Source organism: Spirosoma lituiforme, assembly GCF_054776635.1.
This window is the reverse complement of sequence record NZ_BAAHBO010000003.1, coordinates 142,025-160,568: the sequence shown is the minus strand read 5'-3', so window position 1 is coordinate 160,568 and position 18,544 is coordinate 142,025. Positions and strand designations below refer to the sequence as shown.

The following is an 18,544-nucleotide window of genomic DNA, read 5'->3' as shown; positions in this document are numbered from 1 at the left end:
TGTATGCTAGACGAGTCTAGCATACATCCTACATAATTGAACGTATATTTTAGTAACGGTTGTCACTCCTGCGAGTACACCCAGTCCACCGGAAATGAAGATCCTGCTTGCATCACTTTTCGTCATCAACAGCTTTTCACTGCTTGCTCAGCCAAGTGCGCCGTCGCCTGATGCTAAACGATATTTCGGGCTCCATTTCGATTTTCATGCGGTTGCTACGGATTCATTGATTGGCCGGAATCTATCGGAACGGGTGCTCGATTCATTGCTGGCAATCGTCAAACCCGATTTTATACAGGTCGATTGCAAGGGGCATCCGGGCGTGTCGAGCTACCCCTCGAAAGTAGCGACGGCAACCGTGGCCCCGCGTATCGTCAAGGATCCACTGGCGTTTTACCGGGCTGTGACGCGCAAACATGGTGTCGGTCTGTACCTGCATTATTCGGGGGTGTACGATGAAGCGGTACTGGCTAAACACCCAGGCTGGGCCGCCCAAAAATCCGATGGTACCATCAACACATTAAAAACTTCCGTGCATGGCCCATACGTCGATTCGCTGTTGATTCCGCAACTCCGGGAACTGGCTGATTACGGAGCCGATGGGGTATGGGTTGACGGGGAGTGCTGGGCAACGGTACTCGATTATTCACCCGTCGCTCTGGCAAAATTTCGGACGGAGACCGGTATTCAGACGGTGCCCCGTTCAGACCAAGATGCCCATTATGGTTTATTTAAAGATTTCGCCCGTCGGTCGTTTACGCAGTACATAGGCCATTATGTCGATGCGGTACACCGCCATCGGCCAACGTTCCGAATGGCGTCGAACTGGGCGTATTCGTCCATGATGCCCCAGCCCATTCACACAAATGTCGATTTTATGTCGGGTGACTTAACGCCGGGTAACGGGGTGCTTTCGGCTGCTCTGGAAGGGCGGATTATGGCCGCGCAAGGCCAGCTGTATAAAAAGCCCTGGGATTTGATGTCGTGGAGTTTCTGGTATACATTCAATCCGCCGCAGCGGCCGGGCGATCAGAAATCGGCGGTACACCTCATGCAGGAAGCGGCCGAAATACTATCGCTGGGGGGCGGATTTCAGATCTATTACCAGCAACGCCGGGATGCCTCCGTGTCGTTGCGTGAGTTGCCCGCTATGGCTGCCTTGAGTCGCTTCGTTAGGGCCCGGCAGCCATTTTGTGCCGGGCGTATTTCCGTGCCGCAAATCGCCTTACTGTATGCCAACGAGACGGTGAATGCCTTCAATCAAGCGCTGTTCGGCAATGGCCAGACGCAACGGATCAGTGGGGTACTAACGGCTCTTCTGGATGCCCAACTGCCCGTCGACGTATTGGCTGAGCAACACTTACAGGGGCGAATGAGTCAGTATCCGGTCATTGTTGTATCCCAGCAGGACTCGCTCACGCCGATGTTCCGGCGTGAATTGCTTGACTATGCCCGGCAGGGTGGACACCTGGTCCTGATCGGTGCCCAGACAACTCGTTCGTTCGCCAATGAGCTGGGCGTTGAGGTTATCAGTGAACCGGCTGCAGGGCCAAAATGGGCGTTTCTCAATGGTCAATCAGTTGTGCTGACGGGGCCATTTCAACCCGTGCGTATGGCAGGGGCTGCGACAAAATCGGTCGGTCAGTTTCTGACGTCAGAACCCGGTGACCCGGCACCAGGTATTATCGCAACGGAAACCATGGTTGGCCGGGGTACACTGACAGCGGTGTACGCGGACCTGAGCCAAGATTACAAAATACACCAATCGGCCAGGCTTCGGGATTTCATGGCGTCGTTGGTCCGCCCATTGCTGCCGAAGCCCGTGGTCGAAGTAAGTGGTTCGCATTTGGTTCATGTCGTTCTGAATCGGCAAGGCAACCGGCTAGCCGTACATTTAATCAATACCGGCGGTCGCCACGCCGACCCACAGGTATTCACCTACGATGACGTGCCGCCCCTAACAAACCTGACTGTTCGGCTTCGTACGGACAAAAAGCCCGCCCGTGTTGTTCAGCAACCCGAAAACAAATCGTTACCCGTCCGCTACGCCAATGGTATCGCTACGGTGGTCGTACCACAGTTGGCTGTGCATTCGGCGTTGATGGTTGAATAAAGAAAGAGGGAGATTATGTAGGATGTATGGGATAGGATATACTAAAAGTAGCCTGTTCCCAGGGCCGTGTCCTCACAGCCCTCGGAGTGATCACACTCAGACCATATATCAAACAGCCTACATCATTTCATTACAACGTGTATTTCAGGGCCAGATTAACAATTCTTCCCTCCAGCGGTGCCCAGACCGGGCGGAACGTGGGCTGGTTGATGGGGCCGGTAACAACCGTTTCGAAGTTGGCCTGTTTAATATTGAACAGGTTTTCTCCATTGAGCACCAGCCGCCAGTGGTCGTTGTAGTGATACTCGGCAGCTCCGGCAAAAAACCAGTAGTTTGCCACTCTCTGATTGTTGTACAGGTATTGCGAGCCAACGTAGGCGGTTTCTACGCCGAATCGGAAATGATCATTCTCCCAGGCTAGTGTGGTCGAAAACTTGTCTTGTGGTGCTAGTGGCAGATAGCTGGTGTCAGATTCGCCATCGCGCCGGGCCAGGGTATGGTTGTAGCCCAGATATAGTTCGTACGCTTTGTAGTCAAGCCGGACATACGTGTCTGTGCCAACGCTGAAGAGGTTGTAGGGCGCATTGATCAATTGCGTATAGGCACCCAGGTTACTCGATGTGCTGGCAAACGCCGATACCACCGGTGCGTTGACATACGTGTAGTAAAATGCCTGATCGATCTGGAGTGACACTCCATTCTCGAAGGTCTTCGAATAAGCAATATCCATGTTGGCCCCCACCGATTTCTCGGCTTTTACCGTGGCTACGTCGATTGGTAGCAAACGAGGGAAAATCAGACTAACGTTCAACGCGCCGGGTGTCTGGTTTACGAACAGATTCGGGGTTTTGTAACCCGTTCCCACACTCAGCCGTACTGTCCACGGATCCGATGGTTTCAGTTTGACGGATAGGCGGGGCAGCCAAAAGTTACCAAACGTATTGTGGTGATCGAAACGAAGGCCCGCCTGTACGGCTACGTTGTCGCCCACCTGCCAGTCGTCCTGCACAAATCCGCCGATGGTCTGGTACGTATAGTCGACCAGCCGGGTGCTGTCGGGGTTTTTGCGGAACGCTTCCACGGTCAGGTTAGCGCCGGTAATGAGCTGGTGTTTACCAGAGCGGAACAGGTCGTTGCCTTCCAGATAAATGGACGACTGCCGCCCGTCGGAAAGTTTCTGGTAATCGGTGTTTTTCCGGTGAAACGTACTGACGGCACCTTTCAGGGTTAGTGCGTTCTGTTGCGACGTATTGTGCGTAGCGTCGAAATCAACGGTATGCCGCTGTAGGTCGGTGATGTTGCGGTAAGCGTTGGGCAATGTGCCTTCCAGGGCCGCCAGATAGCCGCCTTCCCGATGTTCGCTGGTGAACGAATAGCCGATGTTCAGCCGCGTTTGCTCGGATGGCGTATAGAAAAATTTGGGGTGAAAATTGACCTGCTTGATCTGCGGACTATCGGTGTATCCATCGTTGGTTACGTCTACGGCGGCCTGGTTCGTGTACCCCGTGAACAGGGTAAGGCCTGTTTTGCCGTAGCGTTGCGAATAATAGGCGTTCAGGTTATTTTCTTTAAGCCCGGAGTGGTTGATCAGAGCCGTAAAAGTTGGTTTATCGGAGGTGGGCGATTTTGACACGATGTTAATCATACCACCAATGGCTCCCCCGCCATACAGTGTGGATACCGAGCCTTTCACGATTTCTACCTGCTTCAAATCCAGCGGTGGGATCTGCAGCACACCCAGGTTTCCTGAAAATCCCTCGTACAGAGGCAGTCCGTCGCGCAGAATTTGGGTGTATTTGGGATCAAGACCCTGCATGCGGATGGCCTGATTACCATTGACAGCTGACGTTCGCTGGATGTGAATAATCGAAATATCGCCCAGAATACTGCTCACGTTACCCGGCACAACCGCACTTTCTTCGTCCATATCTTCCTGTCCCAGCACCTCTACCTTGATGGGTAAATCTTCGATTCGGGAGTTGGTCCGGGTGGCGGTAACGGTCACTTCCTCAAGAGAGGCATCCTGGCTACGGAGCCGAAAAACGAGCGTATCGGCAGGCGTGGTTATGGGAAATGATTGCGTCTCGTAACCAACGGCGCTAACCGTAAGGGAGTTGATTGTGGCTGGCAAATTGGCAATCCGGGCTATACCCGTCGCGTCGGTAACGGCCCCGACAACTGGTTTGACCGATGTGCGTACGGTGGCCGCTATAACGGGCTCGTGGGTCAGGCTGTCCTCCACCCGAATGATGCGGTTGGCCTGGCCGAATGCAGCACCAGTCCCGAGCAGGAGCAAGCCGACAAAAAATAGGTTTTTCATAAGTGAACGATTTGCCTGCAAGTTTCGGAAGGAATTATGGAGAGAATTTGAAGAAGAAGTTATCTGACGAATGAATGGTATGAATCTTGCCTCCTTTTTTGTTGTTTCGTAACAAGAACGTAAACGATGCCCCCAATGAGACCGAAAGAGATAAACTACCGTCCACCTTTGTTTAAGAAGTTCAAGACTTATTCCGCAGCCGAAATCATTGCTGCCGGTGGTGCTACTGAGTTTGCCAAATTAACAGGTCACGATCCCAAGAAAATGTATGATCTGGGTGGGGAGCCTATTTCAGAGGAGGAATTTGAAGCAGCATTGAAGGACTTGGCTCGTAAATGAATATTCTGTTTGATACCAATATCCTAATATACATTGCTCGAGATAAATCTAATGATAAGGTGCTTCGAGCGATTAATCCTGATGATCGAAATATACACGTTTCTTTCGCCAGCATTGCTGAAATAGAATCTATTGCCTTTCAACAAGATTGGTCGAAGGCGAAACGTCAGCGTTTAGAGTTTGCCCTTGATGAAGCGCAGATCATTGAGCTTAACGATACGTTTTTATCAACATACGTAGACCTTGATGCTTATAGTCAACGAAATCATCCTGAGTTTTTGAGGTATCCTTTTACAACGCCCCGCAACATGGGTAAACACGATTTGTGGATAGCCGCAACGGCGTCATTGCTTAACCTGACGCTTGTAACAACCGACGGTGATTTTGACCATTTGCAAAACGTCTTTCTTGATTTGCGAAAAATTCTTCCTGAAGAATTACGCCCCCTGCTTCAGTAGCCCTATCCTGAATTCATGCGTACTCGTATCGGTATCGTACTGGTACGCCAGCGGTAAGCGGTAGCGGTCACAGATTTGTTTGACCAGGGCTAAGCCCAGGCCTGTCGAGTCGGGCCGTGCCGGGTTCTTGACGAACCGATTGAATAACTGGGTGTCGGTAAAGGGCAGAGGTTCGCCTGTGTTTTGAATAGTTAATTCTTTGGTTGTTAGCTCAATAGCCATATAGCCGTTCGCTTCCCCGTGTTTCAACGCATTATGGCGGGCACCTCCATGCCGGGCACTTCCATGCCGGGCCGCGTTTTTCAGGAGATTTGTGAGAAGAACAACTGCCAGCTGTCGATTCATTGTCAACATAACATCAGGCGAAATTTTCCGAATAATCGCCATGTTTTTGTGCTCAAAAAACGGTGTGTACTCATCAGTATATTGATTGACGAGTTCACTCGCGTTAACGGTCTCATCCGTAGCAAACTGGTTATTCTCTACCTGCGCGAGCAACAACAAGGATCGGTTCAGATGACTGAGTCGGCTGAGCGCGTCCGTAGCCCGTTGCAGATGGGCATGGTCATTTTCGGTCAGGTGATCCGATTGCAACAGAAAATCCAGCTCGGCGGAAGCCACCGCCAGGGGCGTTTGCAACTCGTGCGACGCATTTTCGGTAAACTGTTTCTGCAGTAAAAACTGGCGTCGGAGCTTTTGCGTCAACTCGCTCAATGACCGGTTCAGCAAACCAAACTCCTGAATCGAATTTTCGGGAAAGACCAGTTCCTCCCCCGAATCGAGCCGGACGCTGCCAAGCTGGTTGATGGTCGCGTAAAAGGGTTCCCACAAGCGACGGGATAAGCTCAAGCCAACCACCACAGACAGGGCTACCAGGATCAAAAAGCTGATAATAACGCCAACCGCCAGCTCGCGCGTCAGTTCATTGAATTCGTAGTAAGGTTGTTGAATCGTAACCAGATACAGGTGTTCATTAACGGAAATGGTTTCCTGCAATTGCCGGATGGGAATGGGTTCGTTGGTATCCAGAGAATCCAGCGTGGTCAAATCCGTAAACGTTGGCTTCAGGGGGTGTGTTGCCCGTTCAATACGGGGGTTGTTGTCCCAGTCGGTGAGTGGGGCAGAGGGGTTTTTCTTGAGCCGTAAGGCCGTTTGCTTAACCTGGGCCGTCAGAATCTCATCGACTTCGTACCGAATCTTCCGGTGAATAATGGTGTAAAAGCCAACGGCACCGACCAGCGCGATGGCGAGTGCGGTGATCAGCAAATAGCGGGCGGTCTGACCGAGCAGGCTCATGGCAACCGAGTCGAAAAGAGGTAACCCGCTCCGTAACGGGTCTGAATGTAGTCCGGACAACCGGCTACGATAAGCTTACGGCGCAGATTTTTGACGTGCGTATATAGAAATTCGTGCGAGTCGGCTGCGTCCATAGCATCGCCCCAAACGTGCTCGGCAATGGCTGATTTTGACAGAAGCCGGTCGGCATTCGTCACCAGAAACAGGAGCAGGTCGTACTCTTTTCCTGTCAGCTTAACATCGGTATCATGAACGCTGACGCGCTGTTGGTCGGGCCAGAGTTTAAGATCGCCCGCGCTTAGTTGTGCCTGACCGCCAAACAATCGACGGCGCAGTACTGACCGAAGCCGGGCGTTGAGTTCGGGCAGATGAAACGGCTTGGTCAGGTAATCGTCGGCCCCGGCGTCGAGGCCAGTCAGCTTATCGCTAAGCGCGTCCTTGGCGGTTACGACAATGATCCCGGCCGTTGACTGGCGGCTTTTCAGGGCACGTACCAGATCAAGACCGTTTCCGTCGGGAAGCATTAAGTCTACGATCAGGCAGTCATAATCGTAATCATGGGCTTTTTCGGCACCCTGCCGGTACGTATTCGCTACGGTAACGGTATAGCCTTCACCTTCCAGATAGTGCTGAATGGCGATTTGTAACGCGGGCTCGTCTTCAATCAGGAGTATCTTCATGCGTTATGCAGGTTTCGGTACCGGGTTTTCGGGTCACACAAGGCCGTTACCTGTAAACTCTGTACCGAAACCGTATGCCCTGTTACTGACTCCACTCGGTTGGGGTTCGGTTCCAGCGGTGTCCTTTTAATTCCTGCACCAATGCCGGCGCTAGCTGATGGCCATCGCTGGTTGCCAAGTTGGCCTCCACGTTACGAATCTGGCGCATACCCGGAATGGTCGTGTGGACATCCGGATTGCTCAGAATAAACCGAAGTGCCATTTCGGGCATGGTCATGCCGTTGGGAATGAGGGGCCGCAGGGCGTCGGCGTGATCAACGCTGCTGTTGAGGTTTTCCGGTACGAAATACGTTGACCGCCAGTCGTTTGCCGGAAATGTCGTTTCTTTTGTAAAGGTCCCGGTCAGGGTGCCTTCGTCGAACGGAACGCGGGCAATGACGCCGACATTTAATTCCCGGCAGAGTGGAAACAGGTTGTCTTCGGGATTCTGGTCGAAGATATTATAAATGACCTGAACGGCGTCGATGAGTCCTGTCCGGATTGTGTTCAGGCTGTTGTCGGGCTCCCAGCGATTGACCGATAGTCCCCAGGCCCGAACTTTACCCTGCTGGGATAGCTTCGTGATGGCTTCTTTCCATTCGTCCTGCTCGGACCAGGCATCTTCCCAAACATGAAACTGTTGTAAGTCAATTGTTTCGACGCCGAGGTTTTTCAGGCTTTTTTCGGTGTACTCAACAATGTAATCGGCTGGGAAGACATCCGCCAAGGCAGACTCCGGTTTCGACGGCCACTGGCGGTTTTTCGGTGGAATCTTGGTTGCTGCGTACAAACGCTTATCCGGATTGTTTTTCAGCAATTGATTCAGAATTTCTTCACTAACCCCGTCGGCGTAGGCCCAGGCCGTATCGAAAAAATTGCAACCCAGGTCAACAGAGCGTTGCAGCGCTCGTAGTACTTCCTCTTTGTCGGAGCCAGTCCAGCCGGCCAGGCCCCACATGCCGTAGCCAACTTCAGAGATTTTCCAGCCAGTGCGGCCAAATGTGCGGTAATTCATAGGAGGGTTTATCGTTTCCGGTTTGTAGCTTGTCGTTTGAGAAGACAAACGGCCCTGCAAACATCAAACAACGAACCACAAACAGCAAACTAAGTTTTAATAAATTATGATCATTCGTATTGTTCGCATGACGTTTCAGGAAAATAAACTGGCTGACTTTCACGCTATTTTTGATCGCTCGAAGCAGCAGATCCGCGCGTTTCCCGGCAACCACCAGCTTGATCTTCTGTGCGATCCCCGGCAAGCCAACGTCCGAATAACGTACAGTTTGTGGGATTCGGTGGATGCGCTGGAAGCCTATCGCCAGAGCGAGTTGTTCCGAACAACCTGGGCCGCCACAAAGGTGCTTTTTGCCGAGCGGGCAGTAGCTTTCTCCGCCGAAAAGCTGGAGTCGGTAAGTACTCAAGAGTGAGAGTAAAGCCAAGTCTGCGGATAATATCGGATCACTTACCCCAGGCGGGGGCTGGCGTGCTGGAATCGAAAAGCTCGTCTATGTAATAGTCCCGGCGCGGGCGTTTGTCGCACTCGTCCTGGCCGATCGGGTAGCGGCAGGTAGCGTATAACGTTACGTCGGCAGGATTCATTAAACTCACGAAGGCTCCGTTGGCGAACTTGTCCGTTCTGTGCGTCCTCGCGAGCAGGCAGTGTCCAAGCTCATGAAAAACCAGACATTCACGCTCATATTGGCTGGCCTGCTGCCAGCAGAAAGCATCGCCGTTGAGAACAATACGGGGCGTTTTCCCACTGGCTACCTGACACTCTCCACAAATATCTTCGCTCACGGCAGTCCCAAATGTGATGATCAGGTTATCCGTCGAGACAGAGTTATTCCTTTTTTTCGCTTCATCCCGGAACGATTTAACAAACGGCTCTACCTCCGTTGGCACGCTGTACTGGACTGGTTCGGGCTGGGAACCAGACTGGCAGCCTGTCAGGCCAGCCAGCAGGAGTAGGAGTAAGAGCGAAGCTGGGCGCATGGGAATAATCGTAATGAAGAAGAAACCCGTGTACATGACTGACTATTTAATCGACCGCGGCCCCTGACTTGATGGTAACGGCTGACCCATCGGCGAGGAAAACCGAACTGGGCGGCTGATCAAAAAACGGCGCGAACTGGCTCCCGTACAGTTTTACTATGTCGCAGTGGACGTCGTACGTATGAACGGGAAAAATGGACCAGCTTGGATGTACGACTTCATATTCCGATGTACGACGGTCGCCCCGGCCTGTGTACCCCCAGTAATGCTCCGTGATGAAGGCTTCTTCGCTGTTGGCCACTAAGGGGTGCCCAAACCGATCGGCGTTTACGTCAATGTAATTCCAGGCTGAGCCGACTTTCCATTCGTACCGAATATGCTGTGTTTGCTCCGTAAATTCCCACTGGTGGCGCATCGAATGGGTGGCGTACGGTTCGCCGTAGAGCGTGTTGGCTACCAGCGAAATGGCTAGTTTCGGAACAATCTCCTTAACGAAAACAACACCCCGTTTCCAGCCGGTTTCGGTTTTGCGCCGAACGTAAAAGCGGAGATTAAATTCCTCAAACTCGGTGTGGAACGGTACAGGAATGACACCTAGCAACTTTACCCGCTGGAAATAAAACCCGACCAGGCTGCCGAAACATAGACCATTGAACTCATCCAGTTCGGTGCCGTAGGGCACCAGCGGTTCCAGTACCCGGCGGTCTATGGCATAGTTGGCAAAGATCAGGTTTCGCCATTCGGCACGCAAAAAGGTAGTAGCCATGTCAAACGTCTGTTAAAGAATAACGTAAAGTATGAGTGGATGCGATCTGAGCAGTCCGCTGCTTAGTGCCGCATCTGCGTGCCAGGAACGTGGTTTCGTTCCCAGGCCAGCCACGCCACCACCGACAAACAGGCTGCAAACCACCCGAAAGGCAACCGCAAATCGAGCAGCGACAAGCTCCCGAATACCACGGTTGTAACAAAGCTGGCTACGCCCTGTAACGCCTGATTGATACCGAAAATTTCGCCCCGGTCTTCATCCGTGGTTAACTGCGCCATCAACCCCTCAATCAACCCCTGGATGAGTGAAAACGTCAGACAGTCGACGGTGACCAGGATATAGAGCCACAGAACGGACGTGCCAACCAGGCCGTAGCCGCCCAGAATGGGCACACCCAGCAGCGCGAGCCAGAAAATGCCCCGTCGCTGGTTGATGCGGTCGGCGATGTAGGTGTAAAACACATAGCTGATGACGACACTTAATGCGCCAAAATACATGAAAAAGTAGGAGATGCCTCTGGCATCCATTTGCAAGGCCCCGAAACTAACGTAGGTAACGACGTAAAAATAATAGCCCGTGCTGAGCGTCAGCGCCAGTTGCATCATGACCAGTTTCCTCAACCCGTTGTACTGTCGATTTTTAGCCAGCAGGCGTGTCCAGAGTTTATGGACATTCAGCGATTGAACCAGTTCGGTTTTCAACGCGGCTGTTTCGGCCGACGTATTGGACCAGCCCTGTGGATTCGGGTGAGTTTCGCGGAGAAGCCAGCTCAAAACCATATTCAGGCCCGATAGAGTAACCGCCATGATGGCTACTATCCTGGCCTGACTCCCCTGCACAATGTCGAAGGTGGTGAGTAACAGACCGGATGCTGCGGGCCCGATTACAAAGCCAAGTGAGATGATCGCGCCTTCGAGACCCAGGTTCTTGAAGAGGCTTTCCTTGGGTGAAATGTCGGTAATGGCCGACCGGACAGTGGCGTACATGCCGTTTGTGGTGCCGTCGCTTAGCCGGTTGGCAAAGTAATACCCGACCCGCACCGGCAGTAGCAGGCAGTCGGCGAGGAACGTTCCAATGGCCGAAATGATGAAAATGGGCCGTCGACCGTAGCCATCGGACAGCTTCCCGAGTAACGGAGCCGAGAACAGTTGCATTCCCAGAAAGAGCGCCGTACCCACCGCCAGCCAGAGTTGTGGCCGTTGCAGTCCTTTCACAAATTCCGGCAAAATTGGCCCCACCGCCGAGCCCACAATAACATCAATGAAAATGATGGCGTAAATGTGAATCAGACGATAGTCGCGGGCAGGCCGACGGATTGGCATATAAAAAAGGGTTGTTATGGCTAACACCATGTTCAGTCAATAAGGTTTTGTATTCCTTATTGAATGTTGATGTGCTGCTGATGGCGCGAAGCTCCTGCTTCGTGCCTACTATTGCCCGGCCTCCGGCCGGTTGTAAACAAACACTGATGGCGGGAACCGGCCGGAGGCCGGATAATAATAGACACGAAGCAGGAGCTTCGCGCCATCACTTAGGCCCTAATCTAGAACCATCGTCAATCACCTTGCTCAGGGCCGACACACCGGTTTCGTCAAAGGCTTCGATGGCAAAGTAATAGGGTACACCAACGTTCAGAGCGCGTAATTCGAAGGTGTTTGGCTGGTCGTTCCAGAACTGGTACGTCTGATAGAGTTTATCCGGCGCAATGCCCCAGCGTATGTTGTAGCCCACGGCACCCGGCACTTTGCTCCACGAGAGGTCGGCGTTGCGCTGGTCGTTCTGTCGCTTTGCTGTTAGGATGGCGGGGGTAGCGGGTACTTTACCCAGTCCGTTCCCAAATACCCGAAAGGCATTAATGGCCAGGTGCGACCCCGCCACGTATCCGTGTTCATAGCGTATGTAGCGTGCCCGCGCCGGTTTCTCCAGCTCGACATAAGCGCAGGCCCGGTCGCGTTTGGGTTCTTTGCGGTTCGACGTATCGGTCAGATCTGCGACAACGGTCCATTTCTTGTTGTCGGTAGAGGTCAGGATCTTGAACTGCGTGTACACCGTCGAATCGGAGTCGTAAATGGTCTGGCGGTAGTCGATGTAATCTACCTGTACCGCCCGAACGTCGCGTTCGGCACCCAGATCGAGGGTTAGGGTTTCGCCGGGTTTATTGTGGGCTGCTACCCAGAACGTCCGGGGATTTTCGTCCGTCGTTTTGTCTGCCGACAGGGTGTCAACGGACGACGCGCTGAACGTAGATGAAGCGACTGCCGGTTTGCGGTAGGAGAGGAGCATCCAACCCGTAAATAGCTCGTCGCTGGGCTGTCCGGCTTTGGTTGCCAGGTAGTGCGGAAAATCACCGAACCGTGTATTAACAAACAGTTGACCGTCTTGGTCGAAACCGGCGGGGTTCATCACAATGCGTCGTTCCATACCCCAGTTATGGCCGATCCAGGTCGTGCCAGTGTTCCAGTAACGGCCAAAATTGTCCTGAAACGTATTGCCGTGCCCACAGCCCGTAGCGAACCCGCCCGGTTTGTAGGCAATGGGGTTGTAGGGTGCGTACTCGAATGGCCCCAGCGGGTCTTTGCTCACGTAGGTTCCATTACCGTAAACGTTGTATTCTGTGCCGGGAGCGCTGTATTGCAGGTAATACGTGCCCTTGTACTTGGTCATCCAGGCACCTTCCATAAAAGGCTTGAATGGGTCGGAATGATTGGGGCCGAAGCGTTCCCAGCCGTGCTTGTACGGATCGAGCCAGAGCATGGCCTTGTACGATTCTGCCGGATTGTTGCCCGCATAAGTCAGGTTGCGTTTTTTATCCAGTTCTGCCCCGAAAAGGGGGTACACGTTCGATGAGCCCCAGTACATGTACCACTTGTCCGTGTCATCGTCGTGGAACAGAGCCGGGTCCCAGGGACCAATATCTTTGGGTAATCGCGGCATCCAGCGATTCAGGAATTTCAGCTTTCCCTTCTCCGGCTCCGTCGAGTAAAAAATGGGACGCTGCTCAAACGTCGACTGAAACAGGTACATCGTGTCACGAACCGAAAGAGCCGCTGGCGCGCACATATCCTCCATGGGCCATTTGTCGGGAACAACATAGCGCCAGTTCACCAGATCGGTCGAGTGCCACCAGCCGCCCTGTATGGTCACAAAAAGATAGTACTCGTTTTTGTGGTTGATAATGACCGGATCAGCCCCGGAACGGTAGGAAATTTTTTCGTTCAGCTGTTCAAAGTTGTACCGATAGCTAATATCCATCGGGTTGCAATAGGTACGGGCCACGCTTGGTCGGGCCGCGTTCGGTCGGGCCACGTCAGGCCTTTGCTGTGCAACCGTAGGCTGAGAGCTGAAAAGAAAGGAACCAATCAGCGGGAGAAGCAGGCGTAGCGATCGCACGGCATTGTCAGGTTTAGGGGCGCTATTAACATTTGCACAGGCTTACAAGTTAAGCACCTATGACCGATATAAACAAAACGATCCTGCAATCATTGGGCAGTGGTTTGGCGGGAGCCTGTGCGCTGACGGCTCTTCACGAAACGGCCCGTCAGTTCATTCCCGAAGCACCCCGCGCCGATATTCTGGGGATGCGCGCCATTAAGAAAGTGATGAACAAGGTGGACGAAGAGCCCCCTGCGGACGATGAACTGCACGAGTGGGCGTTGGGTGGCGATATTGTTTCCAATGCGATCTATTACAGCTTAATTGGTTTAGTTAAACCAAAGGATGCGTTGCTGACCGGAGCGGCTTTGGGCCTGGCTGCGGGCGTGGGCGCCGTGGCGCTGCCCGGCCCTATGGGACTGGGAACCGCACCGAGCAGTCGTACGACGGCCACGGCAGCCATGACCGTTGGCTGGTATCTGTTTGGCGGCCTGGTGACGGCCGGAGTCTATAGGCTGATGAAGCGCCGGTAACGGCTCGTAAGTCGTAGAAGGCGACTAGTTAGTTTCGAAGACTTAGCCTATTACCTGTGAACGGCGGGCCGATAAATCCTCGTCCATCAGTTCCCGATTAATCCAGACGCCCGCCAGATTGCCATTGGTGACGGCCATAGATACCTGGCGCATTGGTGAGCTGTTATCCCCCGCCGTATGTACCCCAGGCACGTTAGTTTTGCCGAACTCAGCTGTAGCGATCAACCCCGACTCGGCCATAGTACACCCTAGCTGTTCGGCTAAATCAGTGTGTTGTTGGTATAAAACCCGGCTGTACAACGCATCCAGGGCATAGGTAGATTCATCGGTAAACTGCAGCGCCGTAAGCTGTCCCTGCTCGTGAGCAATGGCGGTAAGCGATAACTCGATAATGGGTACATTGAGCTGCTCAATAACCTGACGCTGGTCTGCTGTGAGGGTTGAGACTCCGTTGGTGAATAGAGTTAGATTGGCGCTCCAGTGCTGAATAAGGCGAACCAGTTCGTAGGCCGTATCACCGTTTGCCAGAATACCAAGTCGCTGACCGGCTACTTCATATCCGTGGCAGTAGGGGCAGTGCAGTACCGAGCGGCCCCAGCATTCGGCAAATCCGCTGATTGGCGGCATTATGTCCGCAACGCCGGTTGCCAGAATCAGCTTTCGAGTTGAAAATTGTTGCTCATCGGCGGTTTCGACCTTGAAGCCATCCGTATCTGCCTGGGCCTTGATGACCAAACCGGAAAGAAACGAAACCGTAGGGTAGTGGAGAACCTGCTCGCGGGCAATCGCAGCGATGTTGGCCGGTGTCTCCCCGTCACGGGTTAAAAAATTGTGCGAGTGGGGCGTCTGCCGATTGCAGGGTTTACCATTGTCAATAACGAGTACCTTGCGTAACGAACGACCCAGTACCAGCGCAGCACTCAAGCCGGCATAGCTCCCACCTACGATGATTACATCAAAAAGAAAGTTCCTGTCCATAGTTGCCTACTAATCTTCAGACAAAGATAAGGCACCGATCTACAAATGCAACATTGTTGCGTTTGTAGATCGGTGCCTGCAATGATTTATCTTCGTTCGATGATAGCGACTACACCCGATACACCTTATTACGCCGTCATTTTTACGTCCATTCGTACGGATTTTGAAGACGGCTACGCGGACATGGCCACGCGAATGGTCGAGATGGCGCATGAACAACCAGGCTTTCTCGGCGTCGAGTCAGCCCGAACAGAACTTGGTATTACGGTATCTTACTGGGAAAGTCTGGAGTCGATCCGGGCGTGGAAACAGGTTTTCGAGCACCGGATCGCCCAGCAGATAGGCCGCGAACGCTGGTACGAAAGTTACAAAGTGCGCGTATGCAAAGTGGAGCGCGATTATGGCTTCGAACTATAAGATTTCAAGTAAAAAGCAGACCCGATAAGAGACACTAAATTCATCTGTAACCTTAACAGGTTTCCGTTTCACAGTCGTCATTTGCCACGGTTTCCGTTTCGAGCGTAGCATGGCTGATTTTCTGATGGTCAAGTTTGTGGCGGGCATCGTGTTTAAGGGAAGCAATCTGCGAGTCGGAGAGACCCGGTTGCAGCACAAGATGAGCCGTCAGGGCGTTTTCGCTGGTGCTCATCGCCCATACATGCACATGGTGTACATCCTGCACGCCCGATATCGACCGTAGATCGGCCAGAACGGCTGGCAGGTCGATACCCGTTGGTACGCCATCCATCGAGAGCCGCAGACTATCCGTCAGCAACCGCCAGGTCGATCCCATAATCACGACGGCAACCAGAATACCAATAACCGGATCGAGCCAGGTCCAGCCAGTATAGCTGATCACAATGCCCGATACAACCACACCCAGCGAGACCAGCGCATCGGTTGCCAGGTGTAAGTAAGCCCCTTTTACGTTTAGGTCATGCTCTTTGTCCCGGAAAAACAGCATGGCCGATGCCGCATTGACCAGCATACCTGCCCCCGCAACCCACGCGACCGCCCCACCGGCCACTGGCTCCGGATGGCGGAATCGGCCAATGCTTTCCCACAGAATGGCACCGATAGTGATCAGGAGAATGACGGCATTCGTGAGTGACGCCAATACCGTACTTTTTCGGAAACCATACGTAAAGCTCGGTGTTTGGCGAACCCGTGCCAGCCGAAAGGCGAGCAGCGATAATAACAGGCTGGCTACATCGCTCAGGTTGTGACCGGCGTCGGCAACGAGGGCCAGCGAATTGTAATAAAATCCAAGGACAAACTCCACAACGACGTAGACCGCGTTCAGCGCGGCCCCGATGATCAGAGCCCGGTTGATGGATGTTAAGACGGTGGGGCCGTGGTGGTGGCCTGCGTGGTCGTGGTTATGATCGTGCGCCATGCTTATAAATTCAGTTTAATACCGCCATTGATGATTCGCCCGTCGGTTGGCGCGTAAATATCCGTAACAAAATTCGGTTGATTAATGGAGCCGTCCACTAACGACTCAAAACGGGACTGGCGCACATCCAGAATGTTCTCGAAATTAATGAAAACACTTCCTTTGGTGGCCCGGCCTGAACTGGCTTTTCCGCCAAAACTCCATTTTCGTTCAAGCATGTAGCCAATGGTCCAGTAGTTCTGGGTAGTTGTCCCATTCGTACGTTGCTGCTGACCTGTGTAAAACGCTTCAAAACCCGTCTTGATTCGATCCGTTTCGTAGAGTGTCGTAAAGTACAGTCGGTGTTTGGCGGTTAAAGGCGTTGGCCCGGTCAGGTTATCGTATCGGCGCTGCGTATCAATAAACGAGTAACCCAGAAACGTGTGGACGTCATGGTATACCAGCCGGATATTCGTTTCAAAGCCCCGCGTTGATAAACTGCCGTTTGCCGTCCGAAAACCATAGCCCGTTGGTTGAGCGGTCAGCACGGTGAGCCGGTTCAGGGTTGTGTAAAAGAACAACTGATTGATGGACAGCGTGGTTTCGTCGCCGAGTTGTGTCCGGTAATTAATATCCCAGTTCGCCCCGATAGATGACTCCGTTTGATCGCTGCGGATGGAACGCAAATCAACGCCCTGAAACGATAGCCGTTCGGCATCTTCCGTAAAAATAGTCGGTGCTTTGTAGCCCAGTCCACCTCCCAGTCGGCTTGTCCAGTGATCCGATACCCGGTACAGGAGCGAAAACCTCGGCAGAAGAAATACGTTCGGGCGTTCTGCATCCGTCTGGTTGCTGGTGTTTGTATGGACCACATCGACCCGAATACCCGTTTCCAGACTTAGCCGCTCCGATAAGGTCAGCGTATTCTGTACGAAAAAGCCGGCAATGGTCTGGCGATAGACGGTCGCTGGCGCCACGGTGCTGGCTGGGCTGGTATCACGAAATGCATCGGTCCAGAGGTTCAGGCCGCCAATCCAGTCCGATTTGGCCTGGTGGTGAAAATAGCTGATTTCCGAAAACGACGACTGCTGTAGGCCGTCGAATCGGTATGCGGGCAGGACAATGGCCCGCCTGAAGCGGCTGATGCTATTCTTTACGGTTAGCAGCCCACTGGAAAATCGTTTTTCCAGCCGGAACTGAGTAGCCAGCCGTTGCGAGTTGTTGGCTTCGGTGTATCCCGAAGTCGTTTCGTTTTGGATGGTTGGCAGATAGCCACCCGTACGTTGCTCATCAGACCAGATCAAACCCGCCGATACGGTTGTTGTTGGGTTTGGGTACCAGAATAACTTCGGTTGCAGCGTGGTTCGGGCCGTTTGGGGCAAGTCAGAAAACCGATCGGCATTGGCGTCGTAGGCGCGTTGCAGATTGCGGGTTGCATAGAGCGTCAGCCCTACTTTCTCATTCCGTTGCGCGTAATACCCGTTCAGGTCGAGCCCCAGCGCCGAGGTACCGTTGATTAGAAAGGACAGATCCCGTTCGCGGGTAGGCTCTTTGGTAACCAGGTTTACCAGCCCGGCAATAGCCCCGCTGCCGTACAGCGTCGACTGGCAGCCTTTCACCACTTCTACCTGTTTCAGATTCAGGGGTGGTACCTGCATCAGGCTCAGTCCGCTCGAAAAGCCGCTATAGAGTGGAAGCCCATCCTGCAAAAGCTGGGTGTACCGGCCATCCAAGCCTTGAATCCGAAAGGTAGCATTGGCCGACATGACAGAGGTTTGCTGAACCTGGATACCCGGACTTTCGCGCAGAATCACGGCAATATTGGCGGGCTGCATATTGGCCTTTTCATCCAATTCCTCACTGTCGATTACCTCGACGCGGGTCGGCTCATCGGCAACGCTCCGGCCACCGCGGGTCGATGATACTGTCACTTCTTCCAGGGCCTCTTCGGCGGTTTCGAGCGCAATCTGGATCGTGTCACGAACGGACGTCTGTATGGTTTGGGTAACGGATTGAAAACTCACCGCCGAAACCCGAATCTGGTGTGCGGGCGCAGCGGGTACGTAAAGTTCAGCCCGGCCATCTGCCTGGGTCGTCGTACCTTTTGTGGTGCCGATCAAAATAACAGTAGCGCCGGGAATTGGCTGTTGGGTAGCCGCATGGCGAACCAGAACGCGGAGTGTATCCTGCGAATAGGCTGCTCCGCCAAGATTTATGATGCACAGAAACGAGATTATAAAAACGTTTTTCATTTGTACGGGATAAGTCGTTCAGGCCCGGCCG

17 protein-coding genes are annotated in these 18,544 nt (G+C 53.1%); 6 read left to right on the top strand and 11 right to left on the bottom strand.

Annotation, left to right across the window (positions count from 1 at the left end; genetic code table 11):
- The first annotated feature begins 94 nt into the window (after positions 1–94).
- Positions 95–2,113: an alpha-amylase family protein gene (locus ACYU87_RS12940; protein WP_461134503.1), complete on the top strand. Its 2,019-nt coding sequence runs from the start codon at positions 95–97 to the stop codon at positions 2,111–2,113.
- A 130-nt stretch (positions 2,114–2,243) separates the two neighbouring features.
- On the opposite strand, the gene ACYU87_RS12935 is transcribed toward ACYU87_RS12940, so the two are convergent.
- The gene (locus ACYU87_RS12935; protein WP_461134502.1) at positions 2,244–4,433 is read right to left on the bottom strand and encodes a TonB-dependent receptor; all 2,190 of its coding nucleotides are present in this window, start codon (positions 4,431–4,433) and stop codon (positions 2,244–2,246) included.
- 135 nt (positions 4,434–4,568) lie between these two features.
- Between ACYU87_RS12935 and ACYU87_RS12930 the strand changes: the two genes are divergently transcribed.
- Both ACYU87_RS12930 and ACYU87_RS12925 read left to right on the top strand, forming a co-directional pair.
- The gene (locus ACYU87_RS12930; protein WP_461134501.1) at positions 4,569–4,772 is read left to right on the top strand and encodes a hypothetical protein; all 204 of its coding nucleotides are present in this window, start codon (positions 4,569–4,571) and stop codon (positions 4,770–4,772) included.
- Positions 4,769–5,230 (top strand): type II toxin-antitoxin system VapC family toxin, encoded by a 462-nt coding sequence (locus ACYU87_RS12925; protein WP_461134500.1) that lies wholly within the window; start codon positions 4,769–4,771, stop codon positions 5,228–5,230. Before ACYU87_RS12930 ends, ACYU87_RS12925 begins: the two co-directional genes overlap by 4 nt.
- Here the strand turns inward: ACYU87_RS12925 and ACYU87_RS12920 are convergent.
- The 3 genes from ACYU87_RS12920 to ACYU87_RS12910 form a co-directional block, all read right to left on the bottom strand.
- A complete protein-coding gene (locus ACYU87_RS12920; RefSeq protein ID WP_461134499.1) occupies positions 5,210–6,526 on the bottom strand; it encodes a sensor histidine kinase in 1,317 nt (438 codons plus the stop codon). The genes ACYU87_RS12925 and ACYU87_RS12920 overlap by 21 nt on opposite strands.
- Positions 6,523–7,206 (bottom strand): response regulator transcription factor, encoded by a 684-nt coding sequence (locus ACYU87_RS12915; protein WP_461134498.1) that lies wholly within the window; start codon positions 7,204–7,206, stop codon positions 6,523–6,525. The genes ACYU87_RS12920 and ACYU87_RS12915 overlap by 4 nt, the downstream gene beginning before the upstream one ends.
- An 82-nt stretch (positions 7,207–7,288) precedes the next feature.
- Complete coding sequence (locus ACYU87_RS12910) at positions 7,289–8,260, bottom strand: aldo/keto reductase (protein ID WP_461134497.1); 972 nt, start codon at positions 8,258–8,260, stop codon at positions 7,289–7,291.
- Positions 8,261–8,366: 106 nt separating this feature from the next.
- Between ACYU87_RS12910 and ACYU87_RS12905 the strand changes: the two genes are divergently transcribed.
- Positions 8,367–8,672 (top strand): putative quinol monooxygenase, encoded by a 306-nt coding sequence (locus tag ACYU87_RS12905; protein WP_461134496.1) that lies wholly within the window; start codon positions 8,367–8,369, stop codon positions 8,670–8,672.
- A 31-nt stretch (positions 8,673–8,703) separates the two neighbouring features.
- Here ACYU87_RS12905 and ACYU87_RS12900 read toward each other — a convergent pair whose 3' ends face one another.
- The 4 genes from ACYU87_RS12900 to ACYU87_RS12885 all read right to left on the bottom strand — a co-directional run bounded on the left by ACYU87_RS12900 (position 8,704) and on the right by ACYU87_RS12885 (position 13,309).
- Positions 8,704–9,273, bottom strand: coding sequence for a putative metallopeptidase (locus tag ACYU87_RS12900; RefSeq protein WP_461134495.1), 570 nt, complete (start codon positions 9,271–9,273; stop codon positions 8,704–8,706).
- Positions 9,274–9,283: 10 nt separating this feature from the next.
- Complete coding sequence (locus tag ACYU87_RS12895; protein WP_461134494.1) at positions 9,284–10,003, bottom strand: YqjF family protein; 720 nt, start codon at positions 10,001–10,003, stop codon at positions 9,284–9,286.
- 62 nt (positions 10,004–10,065) lie between these two features.
- Positions 10,066–11,325 (bottom strand): MFS transporter, encoded by a 1,260-nt coding sequence (locus ACYU87_RS12890; protein ID WP_461134493.1) that lies wholly within the window; start codon positions 11,323–11,325, stop codon positions 10,066–10,068.
- Between the two features lie 205 nt (positions 11,326–11,530).
- Positions 11,531–13,309 (bottom strand): family 43 glycosylhydrolase, encoded by a 1,779-nt coding sequence (locus ACYU87_RS12885; RefSeq protein WP_461134975.1) that lies wholly within the window; start codon positions 13,307–13,309, stop codon positions 11,531–11,533.
- A gap of 143 nt (positions 13,310–13,452) precedes the next feature.
- On the opposite strand from ACYU87_RS12885, the gene ACYU87_RS12880 reads away from it, so the two are divergent.
- Positions 13,453–13,908 carry a hypothetical protein gene (locus ACYU87_RS12880; protein WP_461134492.1) on the top strand — a complete coding sequence of 152 codons (456 nt, stop codon included), beginning with the start codon at positions 13,453–13,455 and terminating at the stop codon, positions 13,906–13,908.
- A gap of 42 nt (positions 13,909–13,950) precedes the next feature.
- On the opposite strand, the gene ACYU87_RS12875 is transcribed toward ACYU87_RS12880, so the two are convergent.
- Positions 13,951–14,886, bottom strand: coding sequence for an NAD(P)/FAD-dependent oxidoreductase (locus ACYU87_RS12875; RefSeq protein WP_461134491.1), 936 nt, complete (start codon positions 14,884–14,886; stop codon positions 13,951–13,953).
- Positions 14,887–14,967: 81 nt separating this feature from the next.
- Between ACYU87_RS12875 and ACYU87_RS12870 the strand changes: the two genes are divergently transcribed.
- Positions 14,968–15,303, top strand: a complete 336-nt coding sequence (locus tag ACYU87_RS12870) for an antibiotic biosynthesis monooxygenase family protein (protein WP_461134490.1) — start codon at positions 14,968–14,970, stop codon at positions 15,301–15,303.
- 52 nt (positions 15,304–15,355) lie between these two features.
- Here the strand turns inward: ACYU87_RS12870 and ACYU87_RS12865 are convergent, their stop codons facing one another.
- A complete protein-coding gene (locus tag ACYU87_RS12865) occupies positions 15,356–16,282 on the bottom strand; it encodes a cation diffusion facilitator family transporter (protein WP_461134489.1) in 927 nt (308 codons plus the stop codon).
- A gap of 2 nt (positions 16,283–16,284) precedes the next feature.
- Positions 16,285–18,513 carry a TonB-dependent receptor gene (locus ACYU87_RS12860; RefSeq protein WP_461134488.1) on the bottom strand — a complete coding sequence of 743 codons (2,229 nt, stop codon included), beginning with the start codon at positions 18,511–18,513 and terminating at the stop codon, positions 16,285–16,287.
- Positions 18,514–18,544: the final 31 nt, after the last annotated feature.

Excerpts from the sequence above, each read along its gene's own strand:
- ACYU87_RS12940 (WP_461134503.1), top strand. The coding sequence starts at position 95 with ATGAAGATCCTGCTTGCATCACTTTTCGTCATCAACAGCTTTTCACTG.
- ACYU87_RS12935 (WP_461134502.1), bottom strand. The coding sequence starts at position 4,433 with ATGAAAAACCTATTTTTTGTCGGCTTGCTCCTGCTCGGGACTGGTGCT.
- ACYU87_RS12930 (WP_461134501.1), top strand. The coding sequence starts at position 4,569 with ATGAGACCGAAAGAGATAAACTACCGTCCACCTTTGTTTAAGAAGTTC.
- ACYU87_RS12925 (WP_461134500.1), top strand. The coding sequence starts at position 4,769 with ATGAATATTCTGTTTGATACCAATATCCTAATATACATTGCTCGAGAT.
- ACYU87_RS12920 (WP_461134499.1), bottom strand. The coding sequence starts at position 6,526 with ATGAGCCTGCTCGGTCAGACCGCCCGCTATTTGCTGATCACCGCACTC.
- ACYU87_RS12915 (WP_461134498.1), bottom strand. The coding sequence starts at position 7,206 with ATGAAGATACTCCTGATTGAAGACGAGCCCGCGTTACAAATCGCCATT.
- ACYU87_RS12910 (WP_461134497.1), bottom strand. The coding sequence starts at position 8,260 with ATGAATTACCGCACATTTGGCCGCACTGGCTGGAAAATCTCTGAAGTT.
- ACYU87_RS12905 (WP_461134496.1), top strand. The coding sequence starts at position 8,367 with ATGATCATTCGTATTGTTCGCATGACGTTTCAGGAAAATAAACTGGCT.
- ACYU87_RS12900 (WP_461134495.1), bottom strand. The coding sequence starts at position 9,273 with ATGTACACGGGTTTCTTCTTCATTACGATTATTCCCATGCGCCCAGCT.
- ACYU87_RS12895 (WP_461134494.1), bottom strand. The coding sequence starts at position 10,003 with ATGGCTACTACCTTTTTGCGTGCCGAATGGCGAAACCTGATCTTTGCC.
- ACYU87_RS12890 (WP_461134493.1), bottom strand. The coding sequence starts at position 11,325 with ATGCCAATCCGTCGGCCTGCCCGCGACTATCGTCTGATTCACATTTAC.
- ACYU87_RS12880 (WP_461134492.1), top strand. The coding sequence starts at position 13,453 with ATGACCGATATAAACAAAACGATCCTGCAATCATTGGGCAGTGGTTTG.
- ACYU87_RS12875 (WP_461134491.1), bottom strand. The coding sequence starts at position 14,886 with ATGGACAGGAACTTTCTTTTTGATGTAATCATCGTAGGTGGGAGCTAT.
- ACYU87_RS12870 (WP_461134490.1), top strand. The coding sequence starts at position 14,968 with ATGATTTATCTTCGTTCGATGATAGCGACTACACCCGATACACCTTAT.
- ACYU87_RS12865 (WP_461134489.1), bottom strand. The coding sequence starts at position 16,282 with ATGGCGCACGATCATAACCACGACCACGCAGGCCACCACCACGGCCCC.
- ACYU87_RS12860 (WP_461134488.1), bottom strand. The coding sequence starts at position 18,513 with ATGAAAAACGTTTTTATAATCTCGTTTCTGTGCATCATAAATCTTGGC.